This window comes from Sphingomonas sp. SUN019 (genome assembly GCF_024758705.1).
Taxonomy (GTDB): Bacteria; Pseudomonadota; Alphaproteobacteria; order Sphingomonadales; family Sphingomonadaceae; genus Sphingomonas.
Genome location: NZ_CP096971.1, coordinates 2,263,678 through 2,284,671 on the forward strand (window position 1 = coordinate 2,263,678; position 20,994 = coordinate 2,284,671).

At 65.0% G+C, this 20,994-nt stretch carries 23 protein-coding genes; 10 read left to right on the forward strand and 13 right to left on the reverse strand.

Features of this window, described 5'->3' with window-relative positions; translation table 11 throughout:
* Nucleotides 1–27: 27 nt before the first annotated feature.
* From M0208_RS10820 to M0208_RS10845, 6 genes are read left to right on the forward strand one after another with little or no spacing between them, the layout of a single operon-like run.
* Complete coding sequence (locus M0208_RS10820) at nucleotides 28–264, forward strand: DUF6489 family protein (protein WP_258891709.1); 237 nt, start codon at nucleotides 28–30, stop codon at nucleotides 262–264.
* 2 nt (nucleotides 265–266) lie between these two features.
* Complete coding sequence (mnmE, locus tag M0208_RS10825) at nucleotides 267–1,544, forward strand: tRNA uridine-5-carboxymethylaminomethyl(34) synthesis GTPase MnmE (protein ID WP_258891710.1); 1,278 nt, start codon at nucleotides 267–269, stop codon at nucleotides 1,542–1,544.
* Nucleotides 1,544–3,265 carry a tRNA uridine-5-carboxymethylaminomethyl(34) synthesis enzyme MnmG gene (gene mnmG, locus M0208_RS10830; protein WP_258891711.1) on the forward strand — a complete coding sequence of 574 codons (1,722 nt, stop codon included), beginning with the start codon at nucleotides 1,544–1,546 and terminating at the stop codon, nucleotides 3,263–3,265. The genes mnmE and mnmG overlap by 1 nt, the downstream gene beginning before the upstream one ends.
* Nucleotides 3,262–3,879 (forward strand): 16S rRNA (guanine(527)-N(7))-methyltransferase RsmG, encoded by a 618-nt coding sequence (rsmG, locus tag M0208_RS10835; RefSeq protein WP_258891712.1) that lies wholly within the window; start codon nucleotides 3,262–3,264, stop codon nucleotides 3,877–3,879. Before mnmG ends, rsmG begins: the two co-directional genes overlap by 4 nt.
* Complete coding sequence (locus M0208_RS10840) at nucleotides 3,876–4,658, forward strand: ParA family protein (RefSeq protein ID WP_258891713.1); 783 nt, start codon at nucleotides 3,876–3,878, stop codon at nucleotides 4,656–4,658. The genes rsmG and M0208_RS10840 overlap by 4 nt, the downstream gene beginning before the upstream one ends.
* Nucleotides 4,655–5,539: a ParB/RepB/Spo0J family partition protein gene (locus tag M0208_RS10845; protein ID WP_258891714.1), complete on the forward strand. Its 885-nt coding sequence runs from the start codon at nucleotides 4,655–4,657 to the stop codon at nucleotides 5,537–5,539. The genes M0208_RS10840 and M0208_RS10845 overlap by 4 nt, the downstream gene beginning before the upstream one ends.
* 146 nt (nucleotides 5,540–5,685) lie before the next feature.
* Here M0208_RS10845 and holA read toward each other — a convergent pair whose 3' ends face one another.
* From holA to M0208_RS10865, 4 genes are all read right to left on the reverse strand, one after another.
* The gene (gene holA, locus M0208_RS10850; protein ID WP_258891715.1) at nucleotides 5,686–6,678 is read right to left on the reverse strand and encodes a DNA polymerase III subunit delta; all 993 of its coding nucleotides are present in this window, start codon (nucleotides 6,676–6,678) and stop codon (nucleotides 5,686–5,688) included.
* Between the two features lie 20 nt (nucleotides 6,679–6,698).
* Nucleotides 6,699–7,193: an LPS assembly lipoprotein LptE gene (gene lptE, locus M0208_RS10855; protein WP_258891716.1), complete on the reverse strand. Its 495-nt coding sequence runs from the start codon at nucleotides 7,191–7,193 to the stop codon at nucleotides 6,699–6,701.
* A complete protein-coding gene (gene leuS / locus M0208_RS10860; RefSeq protein ID WP_258891717.1) occupies nucleotides 7,190–9,748 on the reverse strand; it encodes a leucine--tRNA ligase in 2,559 nt (852 codons plus the stop codon). Before leuS ends, lptE begins: the two co-directional genes overlap by 4 nt.
* A gap of 114 nt (nucleotides 9,749–9,862) precedes the next feature.
* Complete coding sequence (locus M0208_RS10865) at nucleotides 9,863–10,297, reverse strand: DUF3576 domain-containing protein (protein WP_258893225.1); 435 nt, start codon at nucleotides 10,295–10,297, stop codon at nucleotides 9,863–9,865.
* A 187-nt stretch (nucleotides 10,298–10,484) separates the two neighbouring features.
* On the opposite strand from M0208_RS10865, the gene M0208_RS10870 reads away from it, so the two are divergent.
* Nucleotides 10,485–11,183: a porin gene (locus M0208_RS10870; protein WP_258891718.1), complete on the forward strand. Its 699-nt coding sequence runs from the start codon at nucleotides 10,485–10,487 to the stop codon at nucleotides 11,181–11,183.
* 3 nt (nucleotides 11,184–11,186) lie between these two features.
* Here the strand turns inward: M0208_RS10870 and M0208_RS10875 are convergent, their stop codons facing one another.
* Entirely contained in the window at nucleotides 11,187–11,699 is a 513-nt protein-coding gene (locus M0208_RS10875) for a thiamine phosphate synthase (protein ID WP_258891719.1), read from the reverse strand.
* Between the two features lie 22 nt (nucleotides 11,700–11,721).
* Between M0208_RS10875 and M0208_RS10880 the strand changes: the two genes are divergently transcribed.
* The 3 genes from M0208_RS10880 to M0208_RS10890 are packed head-to-tail and all read left to right on the forward strand — an operon-like array spanning nucleotide 11,722 to nucleotide 13,823.
* The gene (locus tag M0208_RS10880) at nucleotides 11,722–12,390 is read left to right on the forward strand and encodes a YggS family pyridoxal phosphate-dependent enzyme (protein WP_258891720.1); all 669 of its coding nucleotides are present in this window, start codon (nucleotides 11,722–11,724) and stop codon (nucleotides 12,388–12,390) included.
* Nucleotides 12,387–13,061, forward strand: a complete 675-nt coding sequence (locus M0208_RS10885; protein ID WP_258891721.1) for an HAD family phosphatase — start codon at nucleotides 12,387–12,389, stop codon at nucleotides 13,059–13,061. Before M0208_RS10880 ends, M0208_RS10885 begins: the two co-directional genes overlap by 4 nt.
* Before the next feature lie 27 nt (nucleotides 13,062–13,088).
* The gene (locus M0208_RS10890; RefSeq protein ID WP_258891722.1) at nucleotides 13,089–13,823 is read left to right on the forward strand and encodes a hypothetical protein; all 735 of its coding nucleotides are present in this window, start codon (nucleotides 13,089–13,091) and stop codon (nucleotides 13,821–13,823) included.
* Between the two features lie 27 nt (nucleotides 13,824–13,850).
* Here M0208_RS10890 and ribA read toward each other — a convergent pair whose 3' ends face one another.
* From ribA to hemE, 8 genes are all read right to left on the reverse strand, one after another.
* Entirely contained in the window at nucleotides 13,851–14,915 is a 1,065-nt protein-coding gene (gene ribA, locus M0208_RS10895; protein ID WP_258891723.1) for a GTP cyclohydrolase II, read from the reverse strand.
* Nucleotides 14,912–15,694, reverse strand: coding sequence for an exodeoxyribonuclease III (locus tag M0208_RS10900; RefSeq protein WP_258891724.1), 783 nt, complete (start codon nucleotides 15,692–15,694; stop codon nucleotides 14,912–14,914). Before M0208_RS10900 ends, ribA begins: the two co-directional genes overlap by 4 nt.
* Nucleotides 15,695–16,001: 307 nt before the next feature.
* Nucleotides 16,002–16,625, reverse strand: a complete 624-nt coding sequence (locus M0208_RS10905) for a LolA family protein (protein WP_408988090.1) — start codon at nucleotides 16,623–16,625, stop codon at nucleotides 16,002–16,004.
* A gap of 46 nt (nucleotides 16,626–16,671) precedes the next feature.
* Nucleotides 16,672–17,388, reverse strand: a complete 717-nt coding sequence (locus M0208_RS10910; protein ID WP_258893226.1) for a TerC family protein — start codon at nucleotides 17,386–17,388, stop codon at nucleotides 16,672–16,674.
* An 11-nt stretch (nucleotides 17,389–17,399) separates the two neighbouring features.
* Nucleotides 17,400–17,693 (reverse strand): antibiotic biosynthesis monooxygenase, encoded by a 294-nt coding sequence (locus M0208_RS10915; protein ID WP_258891726.1) that lies wholly within the window; start codon nucleotides 17,691–17,693, stop codon nucleotides 17,400–17,402.
* A gap of 108 nt (nucleotides 17,694–17,801) precedes the next feature.
* Nucleotides 17,802–19,058, reverse strand: coding sequence for a transcription termination factor Rho (gene rho, locus M0208_RS10920; RefSeq protein WP_258891727.1), 1,257 nt, complete (start codon nucleotides 19,056–19,058; stop codon nucleotides 17,802–17,804).
* Nucleotides 19,059–19,235: 177 nt separating this feature from the next.
* Complete coding sequence (locus M0208_RS10925; RefSeq protein WP_258891728.1) at nucleotides 19,236–19,694, reverse strand: CopD family protein; 459 nt, start codon at nucleotides 19,692–19,694, stop codon at nucleotides 19,236–19,238.
* Entirely contained in the window at nucleotides 19,694–20,719 is a 1,026-nt protein-coding gene (hemE, locus tag M0208_RS10930) for a uroporphyrinogen decarboxylase (RefSeq protein WP_258893227.1), read from the reverse strand. Before hemE ends, M0208_RS10925 begins: the two co-directional genes overlap by 1 nt.
* Nucleotides 20,720–20,994 lie beyond the last annotated feature (275 nt).

Sequence of the window (20,994 nt, forward strand, 5' to 3'; positions counted from 1 at the left end):
GGAGCGAACGACCATGAAAGTGACCCCATGAAAGTTACGATAGAGGTCGATTGCACGCCCGAGGAAGCGCGGCGCATGATGGGACTGCCCGACCTGACGCCGCTCCACGATCGCTACATCGCGATGATGCAGGACGCGATGGAAGGCAGTGTGCGCCCCGAACTGCTGGAGAACATGATCAAGAGCTGGGCGCCGATGGGCGATGCGGGCATGTCGTTCTGGCGCAAGATGATCGAGGCCGGGACGGGCGGAAAGCCGGGCTGACGATGGACACGATCTTTGCGGTGTCGAGCGGCCGCCCGCCCGCGGCCATCGCGGTCGTGCGGGTAAGCGGGGCGGCCGCGTCCGCAGCCGGTCTGGCGTTGGCGGGAGCATTGCCGACGCCGCGACGCGCGTCGATGCGCGCGTTGCGCGCTGTGGACGGCGTATTGCTGGATCATGCCTTGCTGTTGTGGTTTCCGGGACCGGCGACCGCGACGGGGGAGGATTTGCTCGAACTGCATCTGCATGGCGGGCGGGCGGTGGTCGACGCGGTCGAACAGTCGCTCGGCGCATTACCAGGTCTGCGGGCGGCGGAGCCCGGCGAGTTCACCCGGCGCGCGCTGACCAATGGGCGGATCGATCTGGCGCAGGCGCAAGGGCTCGCTGACCTGCTCGAGGCGGAAACCGAGGATCAACGGCGCGCCGCGATCAGTGCGGCCGACGGTGTACTCAGCCGATCGGTGCATGGCTGGCTGGATACGCTGTCCGGCATCGCCGCTCAGGTGGAAGCGACGCTCGATTTTTCTGACGAGGATGATGTCGCGACGCCCGACCTCTCATCACTCGACACGGCGACCAGAGCGTGGATCGCCGAAGTCGCCGCGCTGCTCGATCAGCCCTCGGTCGAGCGTCTTCGCGAAGGTGCGCGCATCGTTCTCGCCGGGCCACCAAATGCGGGCAAGTCCTCGCTCTTCAACGCGTTGCTGGATCGCGAGGCGGCGATCGTTACGCCGATCGCGGGCACCACGCGCGACCTGATCGAGGCGACCGTCGTGCGCGGTGGACAGGTCTATACGTTGGTCGACACCGCTGGCCTGGCCGACTACACCGATGATCCGGTCGAGCGGATTGGGATCGACCGTGCACACCGAGCGACGCTAAGCGCCGATCTGATCCTGTGGCTCGACGACCAGCCGCCGCCGGACCGCCCTGCCCTGGCGCTTCACGCCCGCGCGGACGTGCCCGGTCGCGAGACGGTTTCGGCCGACCGGCAGCCGGTATCGATCGCTCATCCCGCCAGTGTCGCCGCCCTGTGGGAAGCGATCGCCGCGAAGGTGGGTACGATCTACATCGCCCCCGGCGCGATGATCCTGGCGCGGTCGCAACGCGACGCCATCGAAACCGCGTTGACCGCTTTGCGCCTCGACGGATTTGCCGACGACCTGCTGATTCGCGCCGAGGGGCTGCGCCGGGCTAGTCACGCGCTGGCGCAGCTACTAGGGACCAACGCGACCGAGGCGATGCTCGACGCGCTGTTCGGACGCTTTTGCATCGGAAAGTGATGTTTCACGTGGAACAATCGTTCGACGTATTGGTGATCGGCGGCGGCCATGCAGGAACCGAAGCGGCGGCGGTCGCCGCGCGTCGCGGCGCGCGTGTCGGGCTCATTTCGCACGATCCCGCAAAGATCGGGGCCATGTCATGCAATCCGTCGATTGGGGGCTTAGGAAAAGGGCACCTCGTTCGGGAGGTCGATGCCTTCGACGGATTGATGGGGCGCGCCGCCGATGCCGCGGGCCTCCATTATCGGATGCTAAACCGGCGCAAGGGTCTCGCCGTCCAGGGTCCACGCGTCCAAGCAGATCGCACGCGCTACGCCGCCGCAATCCGAGCGATGCTTGCCGCCGAACCCGGCGTGACGATCTTCGCTGGCGAAGCGGTCGCGTTGCGGCTGGAGAGCGGCGCAGTTGCCGGGGTCGAACTTGGCGACGGCAGCACCCTGAATGCGCGCGCCGTGGTGCTCGCCACGGGCACCTTCCTTGGCGCGAAAATCTTTCGCGGCGAGGAGCGGCTGGCCGGCGGACGGGTCGGGGAGTCCGCCGCACTCCCGCTGGCGCAGCAACTTCGTGAACTCGCGTTACCGATGCGACGGTTGAAGACGGGCACGCCGCCTCGGCTAGATGGCCGGACGATCGACTGGGCGCGCCTCTCGATGCAGCCGTCGGATGCCGAGCCTTGGACCATGTCGCCGATGTCGCGTGGTAGGCCGCTCCCGCAACTGGCCTGCGCGATCACGCGCACGACCGAGTTGACGCACAATATCATCCGCGGTGGTCTCGACCGTTCACCGCTATACGGCGGCGCGATTGCGGGTGAAGGGCCGCGGTACTGCCCGTCAATCGAGGACAAGATTCACCGCTTCGGCGACCGCGACGGGCATCAGGTGTTTCTCGAACCGGAGGGCATCGACGACATGGCGGTATATCCCAACGGAATCTCGACCTCACTGCCAACCGACGTTCAACACGCGATGGTCGCGTCGATCCCCGGTCTCGAACGCGCCGCGATCACGATGCCCGGTTATGCGGTCGAATATGATCATATCGATCCTCGAGCGTTGGATGCGACGCTAGGGTTGACCGCAATGCCGGGCCTGTTTCTCGCCGGGCAGATCAACGGCACCACGGGTTATGAGGAGGCCGCCGCTCAAGGCCTGATCGCGGGGGCCAACGCGGCGGCCTACGCATGTGATGTCGCCCCCCTGATCCTCGATCGTGCAAGCAGCTACATCGGGGTGATGGTCGACGATCTGGTGCTGCAGGGCGTGACCGAACCATATCGTATGTTGACCGCCCGCTCCGAGTACCGCCTGGCCTTGCGCGCGGACAATGCCGAGACACGCCTGTCAAAGACCGCGGATGAGCACGGCTGTCTATCCACTGCCCGCCAGATTCATGTCGCCGATCGCCAAGAGGAGCGGGCGCGCTATCACAGCGACACATCTACGACGTCGGTCGATCTCGATATTGTGCGCGAGATCGAGGAAGACCGGCGTTATGCCCCTTATCTCCTGCGCCAGTCGGAGGAGATCGCGCGGATGCGCCGCGATGCGACGGTGGCGATCCCGACCGACGCCTCGCTGGAATCGATCCCTGGGCTCAGCAACGAGATGCGCGAACGTCTCCACGCCGCGCGCCCCGCGACTCTTGGCGAGGCATCGCGGGTGCGCGGCGTCACCCCTGCCGCACTCACCGCACTCTGGCTTCACGCGCGCGCTTCGTGACAGAGGACGAAGCACGGCAGTGGATCGCGCATAGCTTCGATACGTCAGTGGCAAAACGGATCGAGGGCTTCGTCGACGCGGTCGTCGTAGAGAGCACCAACCAGAACCTCGTTGCACGATCGACGCTCGATACGATCTGGCAGCGCCACGTCGTCGACTCCGCCCAGCTTCTGTCGCTCGCGACCGACGCAAAGGGACGCTGGATCGACATCGGCACCGGCGCAGGGTTTCCGGGCATGATCGTTAGTCTGATTACCGAAGCCCCGACAATCCTTATCGAGCCGCGCCGAAAACGCGCAGAGTTCCTTGCAGCGTTCGTCGACCGCGCGGGCTTGGCCAAGCAGATCACCATATCCGCAGCGCGCGCGGAAGTGACGAAATCGAAGCCCGCGGCCACCATATCGGCGCGAGCGGTCGCCTCGGTCTCAGAAATATTCGCGATGTCGCGTCATCTGGCCGACAATGGGACACGCTATCTCCTCCCGCGCGGGCGGTCGATCGTAGACGAACTTGAAAATGCGAAGGCGGGATGGCACGGAATGTTCCACGTGGAACCCAGCATGACAGATCCGGAATCCGGCATCCTGGTCGCCTCAAGGGTGCGACCGCGATGATCTGCGTCGCGGTGGCTAATCAAAAGGGCGGGGTCGGTAAGACGACTAGTGCGATCAATCTCGCTACCGCGCTCGCCGCGACCGGACAGCGCGTTCTGCTGATCGACCTCGATCCGCAGGGCAATGCTTCGACCGGCCTCGGCATCCCGCAATCAAAGCGCGTGGTGTCGACCTATCACGTGCTGGTCGATGGACGCGGAATCGAGGACGGGGCAGTCGCCACCGGCATCCCGCGGCTCGACGTGCTCCCCGCCACGGTCGACCTGTCGGGCGCGGAGATCGAGCTGGTTGAACTCGAACAACGCACCCACCGCCTGCACCGCGCGCTCGAGGCCTGCGCCCCGCGCTGGGACATCGTGCTGATCGATTGCCCGCCCTCGCTCGGACTGCTGACGATCAACGCGATGGTCGCGGCAGATTCGTTGCTCGTGCCGCTGCAATGTGAGTTCTTTGCGCTAGAGGGGTTGAGCCAGCTCCTTAGCACCGTCGAACGCATCCGCGCGCGGTTCAACCCGTCGCTGTCGATTCTCGGTGTCGCGCTGACGATGTATGATCGCCGCAACCGACTGACCGAACAGGTATCGAACGACGTGCGGGCCGTGCTCGGCCGTGTCGTGTTCGAAACCGTCATTCCGCGCAATGTCCGGCTGTCGGAAGCACCGAGCCACGGCCTGCCCGCCTTGATCTACGACCACCGCTGCAGCGGTTCCGAAGCCTATATCGCCCTCGCTCGCGAACTGATCGCGCGCCTCCCCCGTCTCAGCGAGGTCGCCGCGTGACCGATTCCAAACGTCCCCGCTCCGGCCTCGGCCGCGGTCTCGGCGCATTGCTCGGCGATATCGCGCGCGACGATGCCGAGACGACCAATGTCGGCAGCAGCGCCAGCGGCGTCCGGATGATCCCGGTCAGCGCGATCGCGCCGCATCCGGAGCAGCCGCGCCGCCGCTTCGACGACGCCGCGCTGGACGAACTCGCCGCGTCGATCGCCGAACGCGGGATAATCCAGCCAATCATCGTGCGCCCTCACGGCCATGATTATCAGATCGTCGCCGGCGAGCGCCGCTGGCGTGCGGCACAACGCGCGCGATTGCACGAGGTGCCGGTCGTCATCCGCGACTATACCGATTCGGACACGCTGCAGATCGCGCTGGTGGAGAACATCCAGCGTCAGGAACTGAATGCGATCGAAGAGGCCGAGGCCTATCAGCGGTTGCTGAAGGAATTCGGCCATACCCAGGATGCGCTGGCCAAGGTCGTTCACAAATCGCGCAGCCACGTTACCAACCTGTTGCGATTGCTCGATCTTCCCAAGGGCGTGCAGTCGAAGGTCGTCGAGGGAGCGCTGACGATGGGCCATGCGCGCGCGATGATCGGCGCGCCCGATCCCGACGCATTGGCGGACGAGGTGATCGCCAAGGGCCTGTCGGTTCGCCAGACCGAGAAACGCGCCGCCGCCGCCAAACCGGCGCGCGCGCGAACCCGCCCCGCGCCCGCCGAAGGCAATGCCGACATCGCAGCGCTGGAACGGCAGCTCGCCGATCTGCTCGGATTGAAGGTGCGGATCAGCCACAGCGAGAAGGGCGGCACGCTCAGTCTGGAATATTCGACGCTCGACCAACTCGACATGGTGTGCCAGCGCCTGAGCGGGGAGCGGATTTGACCCACTCCCGCTCATCCCGAGGAGGGCTGAGCTTGCCGAAGCCCCGTCTCGAAGGACGTGCTGCGAACCGTCCTTCGAGACACCAGTTCGACAAGCTCAATGGCTCCTCTGGATGAGCGGGTCGATAAATTGAACTTCGTTAGAACCTAGCGCTTCCCGGCCACCAGCTCGACCATCGCGTGGTCGGCGAGAAGGTCGCCGACCGTCCCGCCGCCCGCCATCACGCCACGCTCCGCGCGCCTGACGTGCGCATGCGCCCGCGCCAATGCGCCCGCGTTCCAACGCCGCAGCGCCGCGGCGGTCGCCGCCTCTTCCTTCCAGAACACGCGGTTGCGCTTCATCACGGACCCGACATCGGCCCCGCCATCGATCTCTCCGCGCATATCGGACAGCGCCATCAACCGCCGCGCCAGTTGCCGCAGCCACCCGACCGGCGAAGTCCCCGCCTCCCCCAGTCGCCGCAGCGCACCGGCCAGCACAGCGCCCTTTCCCGCCAGCACCGCCTCGATCAACGACGACAGATCGGCCTCGCCCAGATCGGCCCCGACCGCATCCAGCGCAGCGTCATCGATCTCGCCCGGCCGATCAGCCGCAGCATCTAGGTACAGCGCCAGCTTCTCGATCTCCCGCGCCATCACCGCCCGGTCGCCGCCGCTCGCCTGCGCCATCCGTCGCGCCGCGCTGCCGACCAGCCGCAAACCGGATTCGCGCGCCAGAGCGACCGCGATCGCCTCCAAGCCCTGTCCATCGGGGACATAACACGCCAGCACCAACGCCGCGGGTGAATCGAGCGCCAGCTTGGCAAGCTTCCCCGTCGCGCGGATGCCCGGCGCGACGATCACCACCGGATTGCCTGCGCGATCAGCCTGCAGCAACGCCTCGACCGCGGCGAGGCTCTCCTCTCCCGCGCCGGTCACGCGAATATGCCGCGCCCCGCCGAACAGCGACAATGCCGCCGCCTCGTCCGCCAGCCGCGCCGGATCGGCCTTCAGCGTCGCGGTCTCAAGATCGATCCGCTCCGCCTCCGGCCCCATCGCCTTCGCCAGCCGCTCGGCATAGGCCATCGCACCCGCCTCGTCGGGGCCGTAGAGCAGGTAGAGCCGGATATCCGCGGGCGGCCGATCCATCGCCGCCTTCATTTTCGGCTCTTTGGCGGCTGTCACGGTGTCGCTTGATTGCGCCGCGCATAGATCGCGACACGCGCGACGATCTTGTCGGCCAGTATCTCCGACAGCCGCTCCAGCGCGCTCGCCTCGCCCGCGATCGTCGCATATTCGCTGCCGACCACATCGATCCCCGCGTCCGACCCGGCGGTCGCGTCCAGCACCACTGTGCCCTTGCCCAATTCAACCAATTGATATCGTGCGCGTAAAGTCCGGCGTTCGCGCGCCACGCTGTCGTCGCGCCGCACCGCCAGCCCGATGATATTGTCGTCCAGCTTGATGTCGAGCCGGTAACGCGGCGTACGCTGTTCGACCGCACCCAGCCGGTCGCGCAGCGCATTGGCCACCAGCCAGCCCGATTTACCCTCGATCGGCGCGACCTCGACCTCGCCGAGCGACGCGCCGACCGGCCCCGAGCTTCCGCCGGAATACAGCGGTTGCAGCCCGCAAGCGGCCAGCGCCAGCGGCAGCAAGAGTACGAAGGCTCTCATGCGACGAGATTCACGAGACGATCCGGCACGACGATCACCTTTCGCGGGGTCTTTCCCTCGAGGATTCTGACAACCTTGTCAGACGCCAGCGCCGCGGCCTCGATCTGGTCCTTGGGCAGCCCCTTGGCCATGGTCAGCGTATCGCGCAATTTGCCGTTGACCTGGATCGCGATCGTCACCTCATCCTCGACCAGCAGCGCGGGATCGACAACAGGCCAAGCGGCATCCGCAATCAATCCCTCGCCGCCCGCCAGACCCCACGCTTCTTCGGCGATATGCGGCACCATCGGGGCGGTCAGCAGCATCAGCGCGCGTACAGCGGCGGTGCGCGATGCGGACGGCGCGGCCTTCTCGATCGCATTGGCGAGTTCGTAGATTTTCGCGACGGCCTTGTTGAACGCCAGCGCCTCGATATCCGTGGCGACTCCCGCGATCGTCTGGTGCAACTTGCGATCTAAAGCCTTGTCGTCACCTTCACCGCCTTCGATCTGGAACTGCCGCCACAGCCGCTGGACAAATCGCCACGCGCCCTCGATCCCCGCCTCGGACCATGGCAAATCGCGCTCGGGCGGGCTGTCGGACAGCATGAACCACCGCACCGCATCCGCGCCGTACTGGTCGACGATGCCGGTCGGATCGACGGTGTTCTTCTTCGACTTCGACATCTTCTCGACGCGGCCCGAAGTCACCTTCCGTCCAGTCGATTTCTCTCTCAGTCCGTCGTCGGTCCGTTCGATTTCATCAGGAGCAACCCAATATTGACGCTGTATGGGCTCGCCATGCTGTGGCGTAGGCCCATTGTCGATCGCACTATACGTCTCGTGCGTCACCATCCCCTGCGTAAACAGGCCCGCGAACGGCTCGCTAACGTCGAGCATCCCGACATGCTTCAGCGCCCGCGTCCAGAACCGCGCATACAGCAGATGCAGGATCGCGTGCTCGACCCCGCCGATATATTGCCCGACCGGCAGCCATTGCTCCGCCACCGCCTTGTCGAACGGCTTATCGTCCGGCTGGCTGGCGAAGCGTATGAAATACCACGACGAATTGACGAACGTGTCGAGCGTATCGGTCTCGCGTCTCGCGTCACCGCCGCACGTCGGACATGCGACGTGCTTCCACGTCGGATGGCGATCGAGCGGGTTGCCCGGCACGTCGAAGTTCACATCCTCGGGCAGCACGACCGGCAATTGGTCCGCCGGCACCGGCACCGCGCCGCACGCGTCGCAATGGATGATCGGGATCGGCGTGCCCCAATAACGCTGGCGGCTAACCCCCCAGTCGCGCAGACGATAGACCGTCGATCCCTCGCCCCATCCGCCAGCCTCGGCGCGCTGGATGACGGTGCGCTTGGCGTCCTCGACATCCATCCCGTCCAGGAAATGCGAATTCACCAACGTGCCCGGCCCGCTATACGCCTCGTCGCCCTCGAACACCGGGTCTTCCAGATGCCCGTCGGACACGACGCGCGTAACGTTCAGATCGTACTTCCGCGCGAAATCCAGGTCGCGCTGGTCATGCGCGGGCACGCCGAACACCGCGCCCGTCCCGTATTCCATCAGCACGAAATTGGCGATGTAGACCGGCAATTCCCACGCGTTATCAAACGGATGACGCGCGCGCAGCCCGGTATCGAAGCCCAGCTTCTCCTGCGTCTCGATCGCCGCCGCGGTTGTCCCGCCGCGCTTGCACTCCGCGATGAACGCCGCCGCCTTGGCATCACCTTCCGCTAACCTTAGCGCGATTGGATGGTCCGCCGCGACCGCGACGAAGCTCGCGCCGAAGATCGTGTCGGGGCGCGTCGTGAACACCTCCACCACGCCCTCGCCCGCATCGCCTGCGCTGGTCAGCGCGAAGCGGAACGTCAGCCCCTGGCTCTTGCCGATCCAGTTCTCCTGCATCAGCCGCACCTTGTCGGGCCAATGCTTCAACTCGCCCAGACCCTCGATCAGATCGTCGGCGAAATCGGTGATCTTCAGGAACCACTGCGAGAGCTTGCGCTTCTCGACCAGCGCGCCCGATCGCCAGCCGCGGCCGTCGATCACCTGTTCGTTGGCCAGCACGGTCATGTCGACCGGATCCCAATTGACCGCCGATTCCTTGCGATAGACCAGCCCGTGCTCGAACAGTTTCAGGAACAAAGCCTGTTCGTGCCCGTAATAATCGGGCTCGCACGTCGCCAGCTCGCGCGTCCAGTCGAGCGCGAAGCCCAGCCGCTTCAGCTGCGCCTTCATCGTGGCGATATTGTCGCGCGTCCAGCCGCCGGGGTGGACGCCCTTCTCCATCGCGGCGTTTTCCGCAGGCATTCCGAACGCATCCCACCCCATCGGGTGAAGCACCTCCATGCCCTGCATCCGGCGATACCGCGCCAGCACGTCGCCCATCGTGTAATTGCGGACGTGCCCCATGTGGATCTTCCCCGACGGATAGGGGAACATCTCGAGCACATAGCTTTTGGGCTTGGGCGAATCGTCGCGCGCGGCGAAGGTCGACCGTTCGTCCCACACCTTTTGCCAGTGCGCGTCGGCCTTCAGCGCGTTGAAACGATTAGTCATTTGTTGGCAGCTTCGCTGAGTGGCGATGCCAGCCCGCTCCCCCTCCCCGCCTCCCATTCAGGATATTCTGTGGGAGGCGGGGAGGGGGAGCGGGCTGGCACCGTATCGTCGGCATCAGCCGACCAAAGAAGCACGCCGCAGGTCGCGGGCGCGCGTCAGGATGATGTCCTCCAGCTTCTGCGTCGTGGCGGCCTCGACCGGCGCGGACACCCACTGCCCGCCGCGGTTCACTTCGCGCAGCGCCGCGACACGCACCGCATCGGCGCGCAGATCCTGGTCGAGAATCGACACAGTCACCTTCATCCGCTCGGTCGGAACCTGCGGGTTGATGTACCAATCGGTGACGATGACGCCGCCATTGGAATCGGTCTGCAGCAGCGGCATGAACGACAGCGTGTCCAGCGTCGCACGCCACAGATACGAATTGACGCCGATCGTGGTGATCCGCGACGCGGCAAGGTCCGCCTTGGGACGATCCTTGCCGCCTCCACAAGAGGCGACAGCAAGGGCGGCGCTAACGCCAAGCGCGAGACGCAACGGGCGGAACATCGGCATCGTCCTGATCAGGGTAAAAAACATCCGGGCAACCTCTATAGAGGCGTATATCCCCCGGCAAGCACCACCGAAATGCGGCGAATTGTGGGCATGATGCAACACTCTTGGATAAAGCGACTCCCTCTGAGTCGACTCGGGACAGAATCGTGATAGGCGAGTGTTGTAGGGGCTGGAGGGACTCGTGATCGCTGCGCGCTTTATTGTCGGTATATCGGTCGGGGCGCTCGTCGCCGCGGGCGTCGCCGTCGCGCCTGCGTTCGGAGCGCCCGAATTGAGTTCGCCCGCCAAGCGAATCGCCCCGTCGGCGCGAATTGCGGGTGGCTTCACCCCCGCCGCCGCCGATCCGCGCCTCGCCGCGGTGTTCGCGCGCGCCGGGCTCGACAGCAGCGATTTCCGGTTCACCCCGTCCGAAACGCGCGCGGGCAACCGCGCGGTCACCGTCGCGGTGCGTGCGCGCTCGAACCGCGGCAGCGTGACCGCACCTGCCGCCGTCTCGACCGTCGGCATCGCGCCGATTGCCTACAACCTTGGCGTGGCGGTCGGCTGGAAGCGTTTTGCGGTGACCGGCGACGTCGCCAAGGTCGATCTGGCTGGCCAGCCGGGCAGCCGCGAGAGCGCCGACCTGGCGGTCAGTTATTCGCTGCCGCGCTTCACCGCCAGCGTAAAGGGCGGCGCCGATCGCGCATTGCCAGGCGCTGCGAAGATCGTCGATACCGACCGCAGCTATTCGCTCGACGTCGGCGGGTCGTATTCGCTCACCCGCAACATCGATCTGACCGCGGGCCTGCGCTACAAATCCGAACGCGAACGCCTCGCCCGCGTCGCCGACGACCGCCGCGACAGCCAAGCGGTCTATGTGGGCACCGCTTTCCGCTTTTGATGCTTAGCGGGTCCACGCATCGATCGCCGCCCAGCCATCGAACCCGCGCAGCCGCCTGAACCGTCGCGCATCCATCCCCCCGAGCGCGATCAACGCTCCCGGAACCTCCCGCACGATCAACATCGCGCGCACATTCGACAACATCCGCGCATCCTTGTGTGACCGCGTCGCAAACATCGGCGACACAAACAGAACATCCGCGCCCAATCGCCGGGCGGCGACAGCCTCCGACCGGCAATGCACTGAAAACGTGAGGATTCCTCGTCGGCTCCGATTATGCGTCCCCATCTCGCCGCGCATCGGTGCAGCCCCCGCCCGCACCACAACCAGCCCACGCGCACGCGCGATCCGCGCTACCTTCGCAAACATCCGCCGCCGCTCCGGTTCCGGCGTGGCGTAGTGCCGGAACACAATTCCCGCCCCCCGCGGCAGCCGTTCGATCGCGGCCCACAACCCGTCGCCCAGCCGCTCGTCGGTCATCAGCCACAGGGTAGGCACGGGGTGGCGGCGGCGCATCGGCGCACCTATAGCCCGCCCGATGACCCCAGACGACCGTCCAGAAAACCGTCTCGCCGACATTTGCAACCGCATCGATCGCGCCGCGAATCTCCGCCGCTCCCCCCACCCCGTCACGCTGATCGCGGTGTCAAAGACCCACCCCGCCACCGCGATCGAACCGTTGCTCGCCGCCGGTCACAGTGACTTCGGCGAGAACCGCGTGGCGGAGGCGCAGGAGAAATGGCCAGCGTTGCGCGCAGCTTACCCTGACGCAAAACTCCATTTGATCGGGCAACTCCAGTCGAACAAGGCCGTCGACGCGGTCGCCCTGTTCGACGCGATCCACTCGGTCGACCGCGCTTCGCTGGTCACCGCGCTGGCAAAGGCGATGGACGCCGCCGACCGCCGCCCCACCTGCTTCGTCCAGGTCAACATCGGCGACGAACCACAAAAGGGCGGCTGCGCCACCGCCGACCTCCCCGCGCTACTGGCGCACGCGCGCGCCGCCGACCTGCCAATCGCAGGTCTGATGTGCATCCCCCCCGCAGATGTGGAAGCCGCCCCATACTTCGCGTTGCTGGCCAAACTCGCCCACGACGAAGGCGTCGAGGGCCTTAGCATGGGCATGTCCGAAGACTTCGAAACCGCGGTGATGGCTGGCGCCACCCACGTCCGCGTCGGCTCCGCCCTGTTCGGCGCACGCGCATGAAACTCCCGCTAAAATTTGGGGCAATCCTGTTCGATTTCGACGGCGTGCTGATCGAAAGCGAATATGTCGGCAACCGTCAGATCGCCGAATACCTCACCGGCATCGGCCACCCGACCACGCCCGAACAGTCGATGGCGAACTTCATGGGCCTAGCCGGACCCGACTTCCACGCGGCGGTGGAAACTTGGATCGGCCGCCCGATCCCCGACAGCTTCCACGCCGCGCGGCAGGCCGAGGACACGCGTGTCATGACCGAAGGAATCGACGCGGTGACGGGCGCGATCGCCTTCGTCCGCTCACTACCAGCGGACCTGCCCAAGGCCGTCGTCTCCTCCAGCTCGACCCGCTGGATCCGCCGACACCTCGATCATATCGGCCTGTCGGACGTGTTCGGTGACCACATCTACAGCGGCGCGGAACACGTGCGCCGCGGCAAGCCCGCCCCCGACCTGTACCTCTACGGCGCGGCGCAACTCGGCATCCGGATCGATCGCTGCGTGATTCTGGAGGATTCGCCCGTCGGCGCGACCGGCGCTGTCGCCAGCGGCGGCCACGTCATCGGCCTGTGCGCAGGCTCGCATTGCGGGGCCGACCATGCCGAGCGGCTGCGAGCGGTCGGCGTTCACGCAGTGGCTAGTAGCTTCAATGAAGTGTGTTACGCTCTCCTTTAGCTAGTTTTCAATGTGGGCGGGGCGCTGATGTTTATGCTACTTTTGGTCGCCCTTTTTGGCGTTCTGGTAATCGCCGTTGTATTGATATTCGCTAGCTTGCACACATCGGCGGTCAGTGCAGAAGCCGATCGCAAAGAAAAATTTGAGCGAGTTGCGCAAGCTACCATGGAGCACTCCCTCGTGCATGCTCTTGCGGCGGGAGACGTGATTATTGGCGCAGCTCCGGCGCAACGTGCCTTATTCTACAAAATGGCGGAACAGCAGGAAGTTTGGATACCGTATTCTGCACTTGCGGGCGTAGAATTGACTCCGATCTGGCAGGTTAGTGAAGACAATGTCGGGGAGACACGGACGAAACGTGGCAACCAGTTGGTCAGCGCCGGTATTGGAGCCGCGTTGGCTGGACCGGTCGGTGCCGTAATTGGCGGTCTAAGCGCCAAAACGACGACCACTTCGTTCAGTTCGACCAGTCGTTTGCTGTCATCGCTGGAGCTTAAGTTGCGTATCAAGGATCCACGCAAGCCTTTCTTAAGTCTTGAAATAACCGAGCGCAATATAGCCGGCACGAACGTAACGTCTGAGCTACGTCACGCTGCCGAATCACTTGCCGCACTGATAGCTAATAATGTGGAAGAAAATGAAAAACCTGCGCAACTAGTGCCTGCCACATCCGATCCAACCCTATTCCCTGAAAGTCGTGACACGGCTCGTCAACCTTATCAGCCGCAACGCGGATGGTGGCAAAGGACATTTGGGGGTTAGGGATCGACCTGCGTCAAGCACAACCCTTCAAAGCTGATGCCCCGTCCGGTCGCGTTTCGTCGCGAGGTACCTCTCGTTGTGCGGGTTGGCCGGCAGGAAATGCGGGACGCGTTCGACGACCGTGATACCTTGCGCTTCAAGCCCTGCGACCTTCGCCGGATTGTTCGTCAGCAATCGCACATTCCGCTGCCCCAGCAGCTCCAGCATCCGCGCCGCCACGCCGAAATCGCGCGCGTCGATCGCGAAGCCCAGGCGGGTGTTGGCGTCGACCGTATCGAAGCCCTGATCCTGCAGCGCATAGGCGCGCAGCTTGTTGATCAGGCCGATCCCCCGCCCCTCCTGCCGCAGATACAGCAGGATGCCCCAGCCGCTCGCCCGGATCGCACTGATCGCGGCGTCCAATTGCGGACCGCAGTCGCATTTGAGACTCCCGAGCGCGTCGCCGGTCAGGCATTCGCTGTGCAGCCGCACCAGCGGCGGCTGGCCGGTCGGTTCGCCAATCAGCAGCGCGATATGCTCGCCCGGCGATTCGGGGGTACGGAAAGCGACGATCTCCGCATCCTCGGCGTGCGCCACCGGCAGCCGCGCACGCGCTGCGATCGTCAGGCGTGCGGCGTCCTCGTGCGCGTCAATATCGGCCCCTGTAATGCCGACTTCGCTGATCGCGACCTCCCCATCATCACCTTCGCGCACGAAAAAGGCCGGGAGCAGCCCCGCGATTCGCGCGAACCGCAGCGCCGCCGCCGCATCGTCCGCATGCGCCACCGGGATCGCGCGGAACGGCCCTTTCAGCGGGGTCGCCAGATCGAATTGCGGATCGGCCAGCGCAGTCGCGGCGTCGAAATCGAGCCACGGCGCGCGATCGACGAGCACCGGCGCGTCGGGCACCGCGGCCTCGATCTGGTTCGCCAGCTTCAGCGTCGCCGCGCGACCCGCCGATAGAAGCACCGGCGCACTCGACTCAGGGTCGAACGCCACCAGCCGCACCGCGTCTGCGGTTTCGATCGGCAGCAACGACAACGCCCCCACGCGCACAGGCCATCCGCGGCGCAGCGCGTCGATCGCGCGGGCGACAGATCGCGGGTCGCTCAAAAATCGAACTCGGTCACGATCGGCACATGGTCCGACGGCTTCAGCCAGCTACGGCATTCCTCATACACGTGATGCGCGCGCGCCGCCTTCGCCGCATCGCCGGTCGCCCACATATGATCCAGCCGCCGACCGCGATCGTTGACCGTGAAATCGGGCGAACGATAGCTCCACCACGTATGCAGCCGCGCCGGCGCAGGGTGGAAATGCCGCCCCAGGTCGGTCCAGTCGTTCGACGCCTTCAGCGCATCCAGCGCTGCTACCTCGACCGGCGTATGGCTGACGACGTTCAGCAATGCCTTGTGGCTCCACACGTCGCACGGCAGCGGCGCGATGTTGAAGTCGCCGGTCAGGATCGTCGGGCCGTCCAGCCCCTCCGACCAGCGCGTCATGCGCTCGACGAAATCCAGCTTCTGCCCGAATTTCGGGTTGATCTCCCGATCAGGCACGTCGCCCCCCGCGGGGACATAGACGTTCTCCAGTCGGACGCCGTTTTCCAGCCGCACCCCGATATGCCGCGCCTCGCGGTTCGCCTGCCAGTCGAGCCGGTCGTCCTCCTGCACCGGCACGCGAGCGATGATCGCGACGCCGTGATGCATCCGCTGACCGTGGAGCAGGATATGCCTGTACCCCAGCGCCTTGAACGCCGCGACCGGAAAGTCGGCGTCGATGACCTTGGTTTCCTGCAGGCACAGGATATCGGGCTCGTTCTCGCGCAGGAACTGCTCGACGATGCCGATGCGGAAGCGCACCGAATTGATGTTCCAGCTGACGATCTTCACGGGAGGGGCGTTAGACCGCTCAATCGGCGGTAACAAGCGCGCCGCGGCGAAGCCGCGCCGTCGGTCGAGGCTTCGCCTCGCCGGCCGTGCTTGTGCGAGTCAGGCGGACGTTGCCGCCTGCCGCACTGCGCAGAAAGGCCCCCGCTCCGGGGGCTTGGAGCGAGGGCCGACCTGGCGTTCGTCACGCAGGCGGGAAATGGAGCTATCCAGGCAACAGGGGGGAAAATCCCGAACCGCCCCAAATCCGCGACGCAGCCTCTAAGACAGCGAACCTGTCGCTCAGATGAACGATTGTACAGAAACGCCGTTAGCTTCGCCCGCCACGACTCCGTGGGTCGTTCCAGCGGAACGTTCCGTCGCTGACCGATCCGTTGAACCGCTGGTTCGACAGGCGGATCGTCGTGCGATTGCCCTGGCTGTCGAGCATCACCCAACCCTGCAGCATCAGCCCGCCCGGCGCCGCGGCGTCGCGCGCGAAAACCATCGTGATGCGGCCATATTCGGGATGTTTCGGATCATAGCCCTCGACCGAGACGAGGCGTGGATCGAACCCCGGCACGATCTTGGCGAACTTCGTGATGTCCTTGTCGGGGTTGATCAGCACGCCCAGCGGGGTGTTGCCAATCGGCCAGCGCTGCACCTGCTTCACCGAATAGTCGATGAAGGTCAGCGCCTTGCCGTCGCCGACGATCAACAGCGGTACGCCCTTTTCATATTGAAAGCGGATCTTGCCCGGCTTCTTCAGCGTCAGCGTGCCGTTCAACACCTTTCCCGCGCGATCGGTCTGGCTGAAATTCGCGGTCATCGTGGTCGTCGCGCGCAAATGCTGCTGCACCGCCGCCAGATCGCCGCTTTGCGCCACCGCAGGGGCCGCGATCGCGACCGCCGCCGTCAGCGCCGTGAAATACTTCAAGGAATCTCTCCCGGTCATGAAATGCGCTTTATGCAATCGCGCGTTGAACGCGGACTGAACCGGATCACATGAACAGGGACGCCAACCCCTGCGTCTCCGCGGTGCCGATCCACCCTTCATAGATCATCTTGCCCGCGACCAGCACGATGACGCCGAGCCCGACATAGGCGATCCAGCGATAGCGATCGATGATCCGCGCGATCAGGTTGGCTGCCAGCCCCATCAACGCAACCGACAGCAACAGGCCGACCACCAAGATTCCGGGATGCTCACGCGCCGCGCCCGCGACCGCCAGCACATTGTCGAGGCTCATCGATACGTCCGCCACGGCGACCGCCCACGCCGCCCCCGCGAAACTGCGCGCCGACTTCACGCCGCTGTGTTCGTCGCCGACGATCTCGTCGGACCCCGCGCTGTGCGAACCTGCGCGAATTTCGCGCCAGAACTTCCAGCTGACCCACAGCAGCAGCAGCCCGCCGGCAAAGATCAGCCCGACGACACCCATCAGCCACGTCACGATCAGCGCGAAGAAGATGCGCAGCACCAGCGCCGCGCCGATCCCGATCAGGATCACCTTCTTGCGCTGCTCCGCCGGCAGCCCCGCGGCGAGCGCCCCGACGACGATCGCATTGTCGCCCGCCAGCACCAGATCGATCATCAGCACCGATCCGAACGCCGCGAGTGCTGCGGGTTCGGTGATGTTGGAGAAATCCTTCAGGATGTTATGCCAGATGTCCGCGGGCGATCCAGGGCCGATGGCGGTGGCCGCTTCGGCCAGCATGGCGATTAGGCTCAAACGATCGACTCCTCGAAGTAGCTGACGACCGGCATCGGATCGTAGAATTGGTGTAGCAGGCCGCGCCAAGCTTCATACCGGTCCGACATGCGGAATCCATCGCGGTGCGCGGCGATGTCGCTCCATTCCACCAACAGCAGATAGGTTTCGGGCTGGTCGATGGCGGGACGGACGATAATTGAGCCGAAACCGGGCGAGGCGGCAATTAATGCACGGGCTTCGCGCATTGCGGCCTCGAACGCGAGTTCCTGGCCGGGTTTTACTGACAAGACGGCGTGTTCGAGGATCATGTGGAAACTCCTGGCAGCGCCGCGGCCAAGCCGCGCCGTCGGCCGGGCTCTCGCCCACCGGCCGAGCCGGTGCGAGTCCTGCGGCAGGATGCCGCAGGCCGCACTCGGCTACTGATTCATGGAATCGAAGAAATCCGCATTCGTCTTCGAATCCTTCATCTTTCCCAGCAGGAATTCCATCGCATCGACGGTGCCCATCTGCATCAGGATGCGGCGCAGCACCCACATCTTGGACAACTGACCCTTCTCGACCAGCAGTTCCTCCTTGCGCGTGCCCGATTTACCGACGTCGATCGCCGGGAAGATGCGCTTGTCGGCCACCTTTCGGTCGAGCACGATCTCGGCGTTGCCGGTACCCTTGAACTCCTCGAAGATCACCTCGTCCATGCGGCTGCCGGTATCGATCAGCGAGGTCGAGATGATGGTCAGCGATCCCCCCTCCTCGATGTTGCGCGCCGCACCGAAGAAGCGTTTCGGCCGCTGCAGCGCGTTCGCGTCGACGCCGCCGGTCAACACCTTGCCCGACGAAGGCACAACGGTGTTGTAGGCGCGGCCGAGACGCGTGATGTTGTCGAGCAGGATCACCACGTCCTTCTTGTGTTCGACCAGCCGCTTGGCCTTTTCGATCACCATCTCGGCGACCTGAACGTGGCGCGTCGCGGGTTCGTCGAAGGTCGAGCTGACGACCTCGCCCACCACGGTGCGCTGCATATCGGTCACTTCCTCGGGCCGCTCGTCGATCAGCAGCACGATCAGAAACACCTCGGGGTGGTTGATGCTGATCGCGCGCGCGATGTTCTGCATCATGATCGTCTTGCCGACGCGCGGCGGCGCGACGATCAGGCAGCGCTGCCCCTTGCCGAGCGGCGTGACGACGTCGAGCACGCGGCCCGTCTTGTCCTTGATCGTGGGGTCTTCGATCTCGAGCTTCAGCCGTTCTTCGGGATACAGCGGCGTCAGGTTGTCGAAATTGACGCGGTGGCGAACCGCCTCGGGGTCTTCGAAATTGACCTGCGTCAACTTGGTCAGCGCGAAATAGCGTTCGCCGTCCTTCGGCCCGCGGATTTCGCCCTCGACCGTGTCACCGGTGCGCAGGCCGTGTTTGCGCACCTGGTTCGGGCTGACATAGATGTCGTCGGGACCGGCGAGATAGCTCGCCTGGGCGCTGCGCAGGAAGCCGAAGCCGTCCTGCAGCACCTCGATCGTGCCCTCGCCCATGATCATTTCGCCGTTCTCGGCCTGAACCTTCAGGATCGCGAACATCAGATCCTGCTTGCGCAGCGTACTGGCGCCCTCGACGCCCAGTTCCTCGGCCAGCTGAACCAGCTCCGCCGGGGCTTTCTTCTTCAAATCCTTGAGATGCATAAATTTTGTCCGAATAGGTCGGTAGGGGAAAGGCCCGGTTCGGCGAATGTCGCTCTGGAACGAGACTGCAGGAGGCAGCGGGCCGGGACCGGCCGCACCGTGCGAAGGACGTAGGATTCGCGTGAGGGCAAGTCAAGCGACTCAGATTCCTCCCCGTGCCGGGGAGGATTTAAAGAGTCAGAACGGCTTCACGATCACCAAAATCACGATCAGCGTCACAGCCAGCGCCGGGACTTCGTTCATCATCCGCAACCGCCGGTTCGCCAGCGTCGGTTTCCCCGCCGCCAGTTTCTTCGCATAGCCGACCGCCCAGCCGTGATATCCCGACAACAGAAAGACCAAAAGCAGCTTCGCATGAAGCCAGCCCAGGCCCGGCGCACCCGCGAGCAGGCCGAGGTTCACCGCCAGCAACAGCCCCAGCACCCACACCATCACCAGCGCGGGGGTCAGGATGATGCGGCAGAGCTTGTCCTCACGCTCGATCCAGCGCGCTTCCTCGGCCGCGTCGCCCAGCCCTTCCTGATGATAGACCAAATAACGTGGCAGCATGAACAGCCCCGCCATCCAGAAGATCACGAAGATCAGATGCGCCGCCTTCACCCAATCATAGGCCACGCCCAGAAACCCCGGCCCCATCACGCCCCCCGCACCCGCGCCAACAGCCGCTCGACATGCGCGATCGGCGTGTGCTGGTCGATCCCGTGGCCAAGGTTGAAGACGTGCGGGCGATCACGGAAGGCGGCGAGCACCCGGTCGATCGCGCCGTCGAGCGCCTCACCGCCCGCGATCAACGCCAGCGGATCGAGATTGCCTTGCACGGGCATTCCTTCCGGCACCACCGTGTTCGCCCATTCGGGATCGACCGTTTCGTCCAGCCCCAACGCATCGACGCCGGTTTCGCGCGCGTAAGCGGGCAGCTTGCCGCCCGCACCCTTCGGGAAACCGATGATCACCGCCTGCGGGCAGCGCGCCTTCAGCTTCGCCACGATCGCGGCGTTGGGCGCGATCACCCAGCGTTCGAATTGCGCGGGAGACAGGCTTCCCGCCCAACTGTCGAACAATTGCACCGCCTCGACGCCATTCTCGATCTGCTTCGCGAGATATTCGACCGTCAGTTCGGTGATCGCATCGATGATCGCCGCGAACGCCTGTCGGTCGTTATACGCGAACCGCCGCGTCTCACCCTGATCGCGGCTGCCATGCCCGGCGACCATGTACGTGGCCACGGTCCACGGCGATCCGGCGAACCCCAGGAACGTCGTTTCGGGCGACAGCGCCGCCGCCACACCGCGAACGGTCGCATAGACCGGCTCCAGCCGGGCCGTAACACGTTCCAACGAGGCGAGTGTGGTGTCGACCAGCGCCGGTTCGAGCCGCGGCCCCTCACCCGCGCCGAACGACAGATCCTGCCCCAGCGCCCACGGCACCATCAGGATATCTGAGAACAGGATCGCGCCATCGAAGCCGAACCGGTTGATCGGCTGCAACGTCACCTCCGCCGCTGCGACCGGATCGGTCGCCAGCGCCAGGAAACCGCCCTTCTGCGCGCGCAGTTCGCGATATTCGGGCAAATATCGCCCGGCCTGTCGCATCAGCCAGATCGGGGGGCGTTCGCGGCGTTCGCCCTTCAACACGGCCAGCAGGCGCTTCGTATCCGTCAGAGCGAACCGTCCCTCTTCACTATAGAAGAATCTTTAAAAGGGTTGTTGATGCAGTAGGCGCGTTGGTTGCGGGGCTTACGGCGCTCTGCCGGATATGCCAACAGGTTGCGAGGCCGTCCGCCCTCATCCGTCCCCGTTATCCACAGCCTGTGGATGAAAAGCGGGGATGTGAACGGGATTGTGGATGATCGCGCTTCTGTCCACCGCTCTGTCCGATGCTTGGCGGCAGGTAGCGGTTGCGCTACCGCCGGTCCCCATGTTGTCCACAGGTTCAT

Bases quoted from the DNA above. Each gene is read 5' to 3' on its own strand.
- leuS (WP_258891717.1), bottom strand. From the start codon at position 9,748: ATGACTAATCGTTTCAACGCGCTGAAGGCCGACGCGCACTGGCAAAAG.
- M0208_RS10820 (WP_258891709.1), top strand. From the start codon at position 28: ATGAAAGTTACGATAGAGGTCGATTGCACGCCCGAGGAAGCGCGGCGC.
- rho (WP_258891727.1), bottom strand. From the start codon at position 19,058: ATGCATCTCAAGGATTTGAAGAAGAAAGCCCCGGCGGAGCTGGTTCAG.
- M0208_RS10875 (WP_258891719.1), bottom strand. From the start codon at position 11,699: ATGCGCCGCCGCCACCCCGTGCCTACCCTGTGGCTGATGACCGACGAG.
- M0208_RS10865 (WP_258893225.1), bottom strand. From the start codon at position 10,297: ATGTTCCGCCCGTTGCGTCTCGCGCTTGGCGTTAGCGCCGCCCTTGCT.
- mnmG (WP_258891711.1), top strand. From the start codon at position 1,544: ATGTTTCACGTGGAACAATCGTTCGACGTATTGGTGATCGGCGGCGGC.
- holA (WP_258891715.1), bottom strand. From the start codon at position 6,678: ATGAAGGCGGCGATGGATCGGCCGCCCGCGGATATCCGGCTCTACCTG.
- M0208_RS10915 (WP_258891726.1), bottom strand. From the start codon at position 17,693: ATGATCCTCGAACACGCCGTCTTGTCAGTAAAACCCGGCCAGGAACTC.
- M0208_RS10880 (WP_258891720.1), top strand. From the start codon at position 11,722: ATGACCCCAGACGACCGTCCAGAAAACCGTCTCGCCGACATTTGCAAC.
- M0208_RS10890 (WP_258891722.1), top strand. From the start codon at position 13,089: ATGTTTATGCTACTTTTGGTCGCCCTTTTTGGCGTTCTGGTAATCGCC.
- M0208_RS10905 (WP_408988090.1), bottom strand. From the start codon at position 16,625: ATGACCGGGAGAGATTCCTTGAAGTATTTCACGGCGCTGACGGCGGCG.
- lptE (WP_258891716.1), bottom strand. From the start codon at position 7,193: ATGAGAGCCTTCGTACTCTTGCTGCCGCTGGCGCTGGCCGCTTGCGGG.
- M0208_RS10840 (WP_258891713.1), top strand. From the start codon at position 3,876: ATGATCTGCGTCGCGGTGGCTAATCAAAAGGGCGGGGTCGGTAAGACG.
- M0208_RS10925 (WP_258891728.1), bottom strand. From the start codon at position 19,694: ATGGGGCCGGGGTTTCTGGGCGTGGCCTATGATTGGGTGAAGGCGGCG.
- M0208_RS10910 (WP_258893226.1), bottom strand. From the start codon at position 17,388: ATGCTGGCCGAAGCGGCCACCGCCATCGGCCCTGGATCGCCCGCGGAC.
- M0208_RS10885 (WP_258891721.1), top strand. From the start codon at position 12,387: ATGAAACTCCCGCTAAAATTTGGGGCAATCCTGTTCGATTTCGACGGC.
- mnmE (WP_258891710.1), top strand. From the start codon at position 267: ATGGACACGATCTTTGCGGTGTCGAGCGGCCGCCCGCCCGCGGCCATC.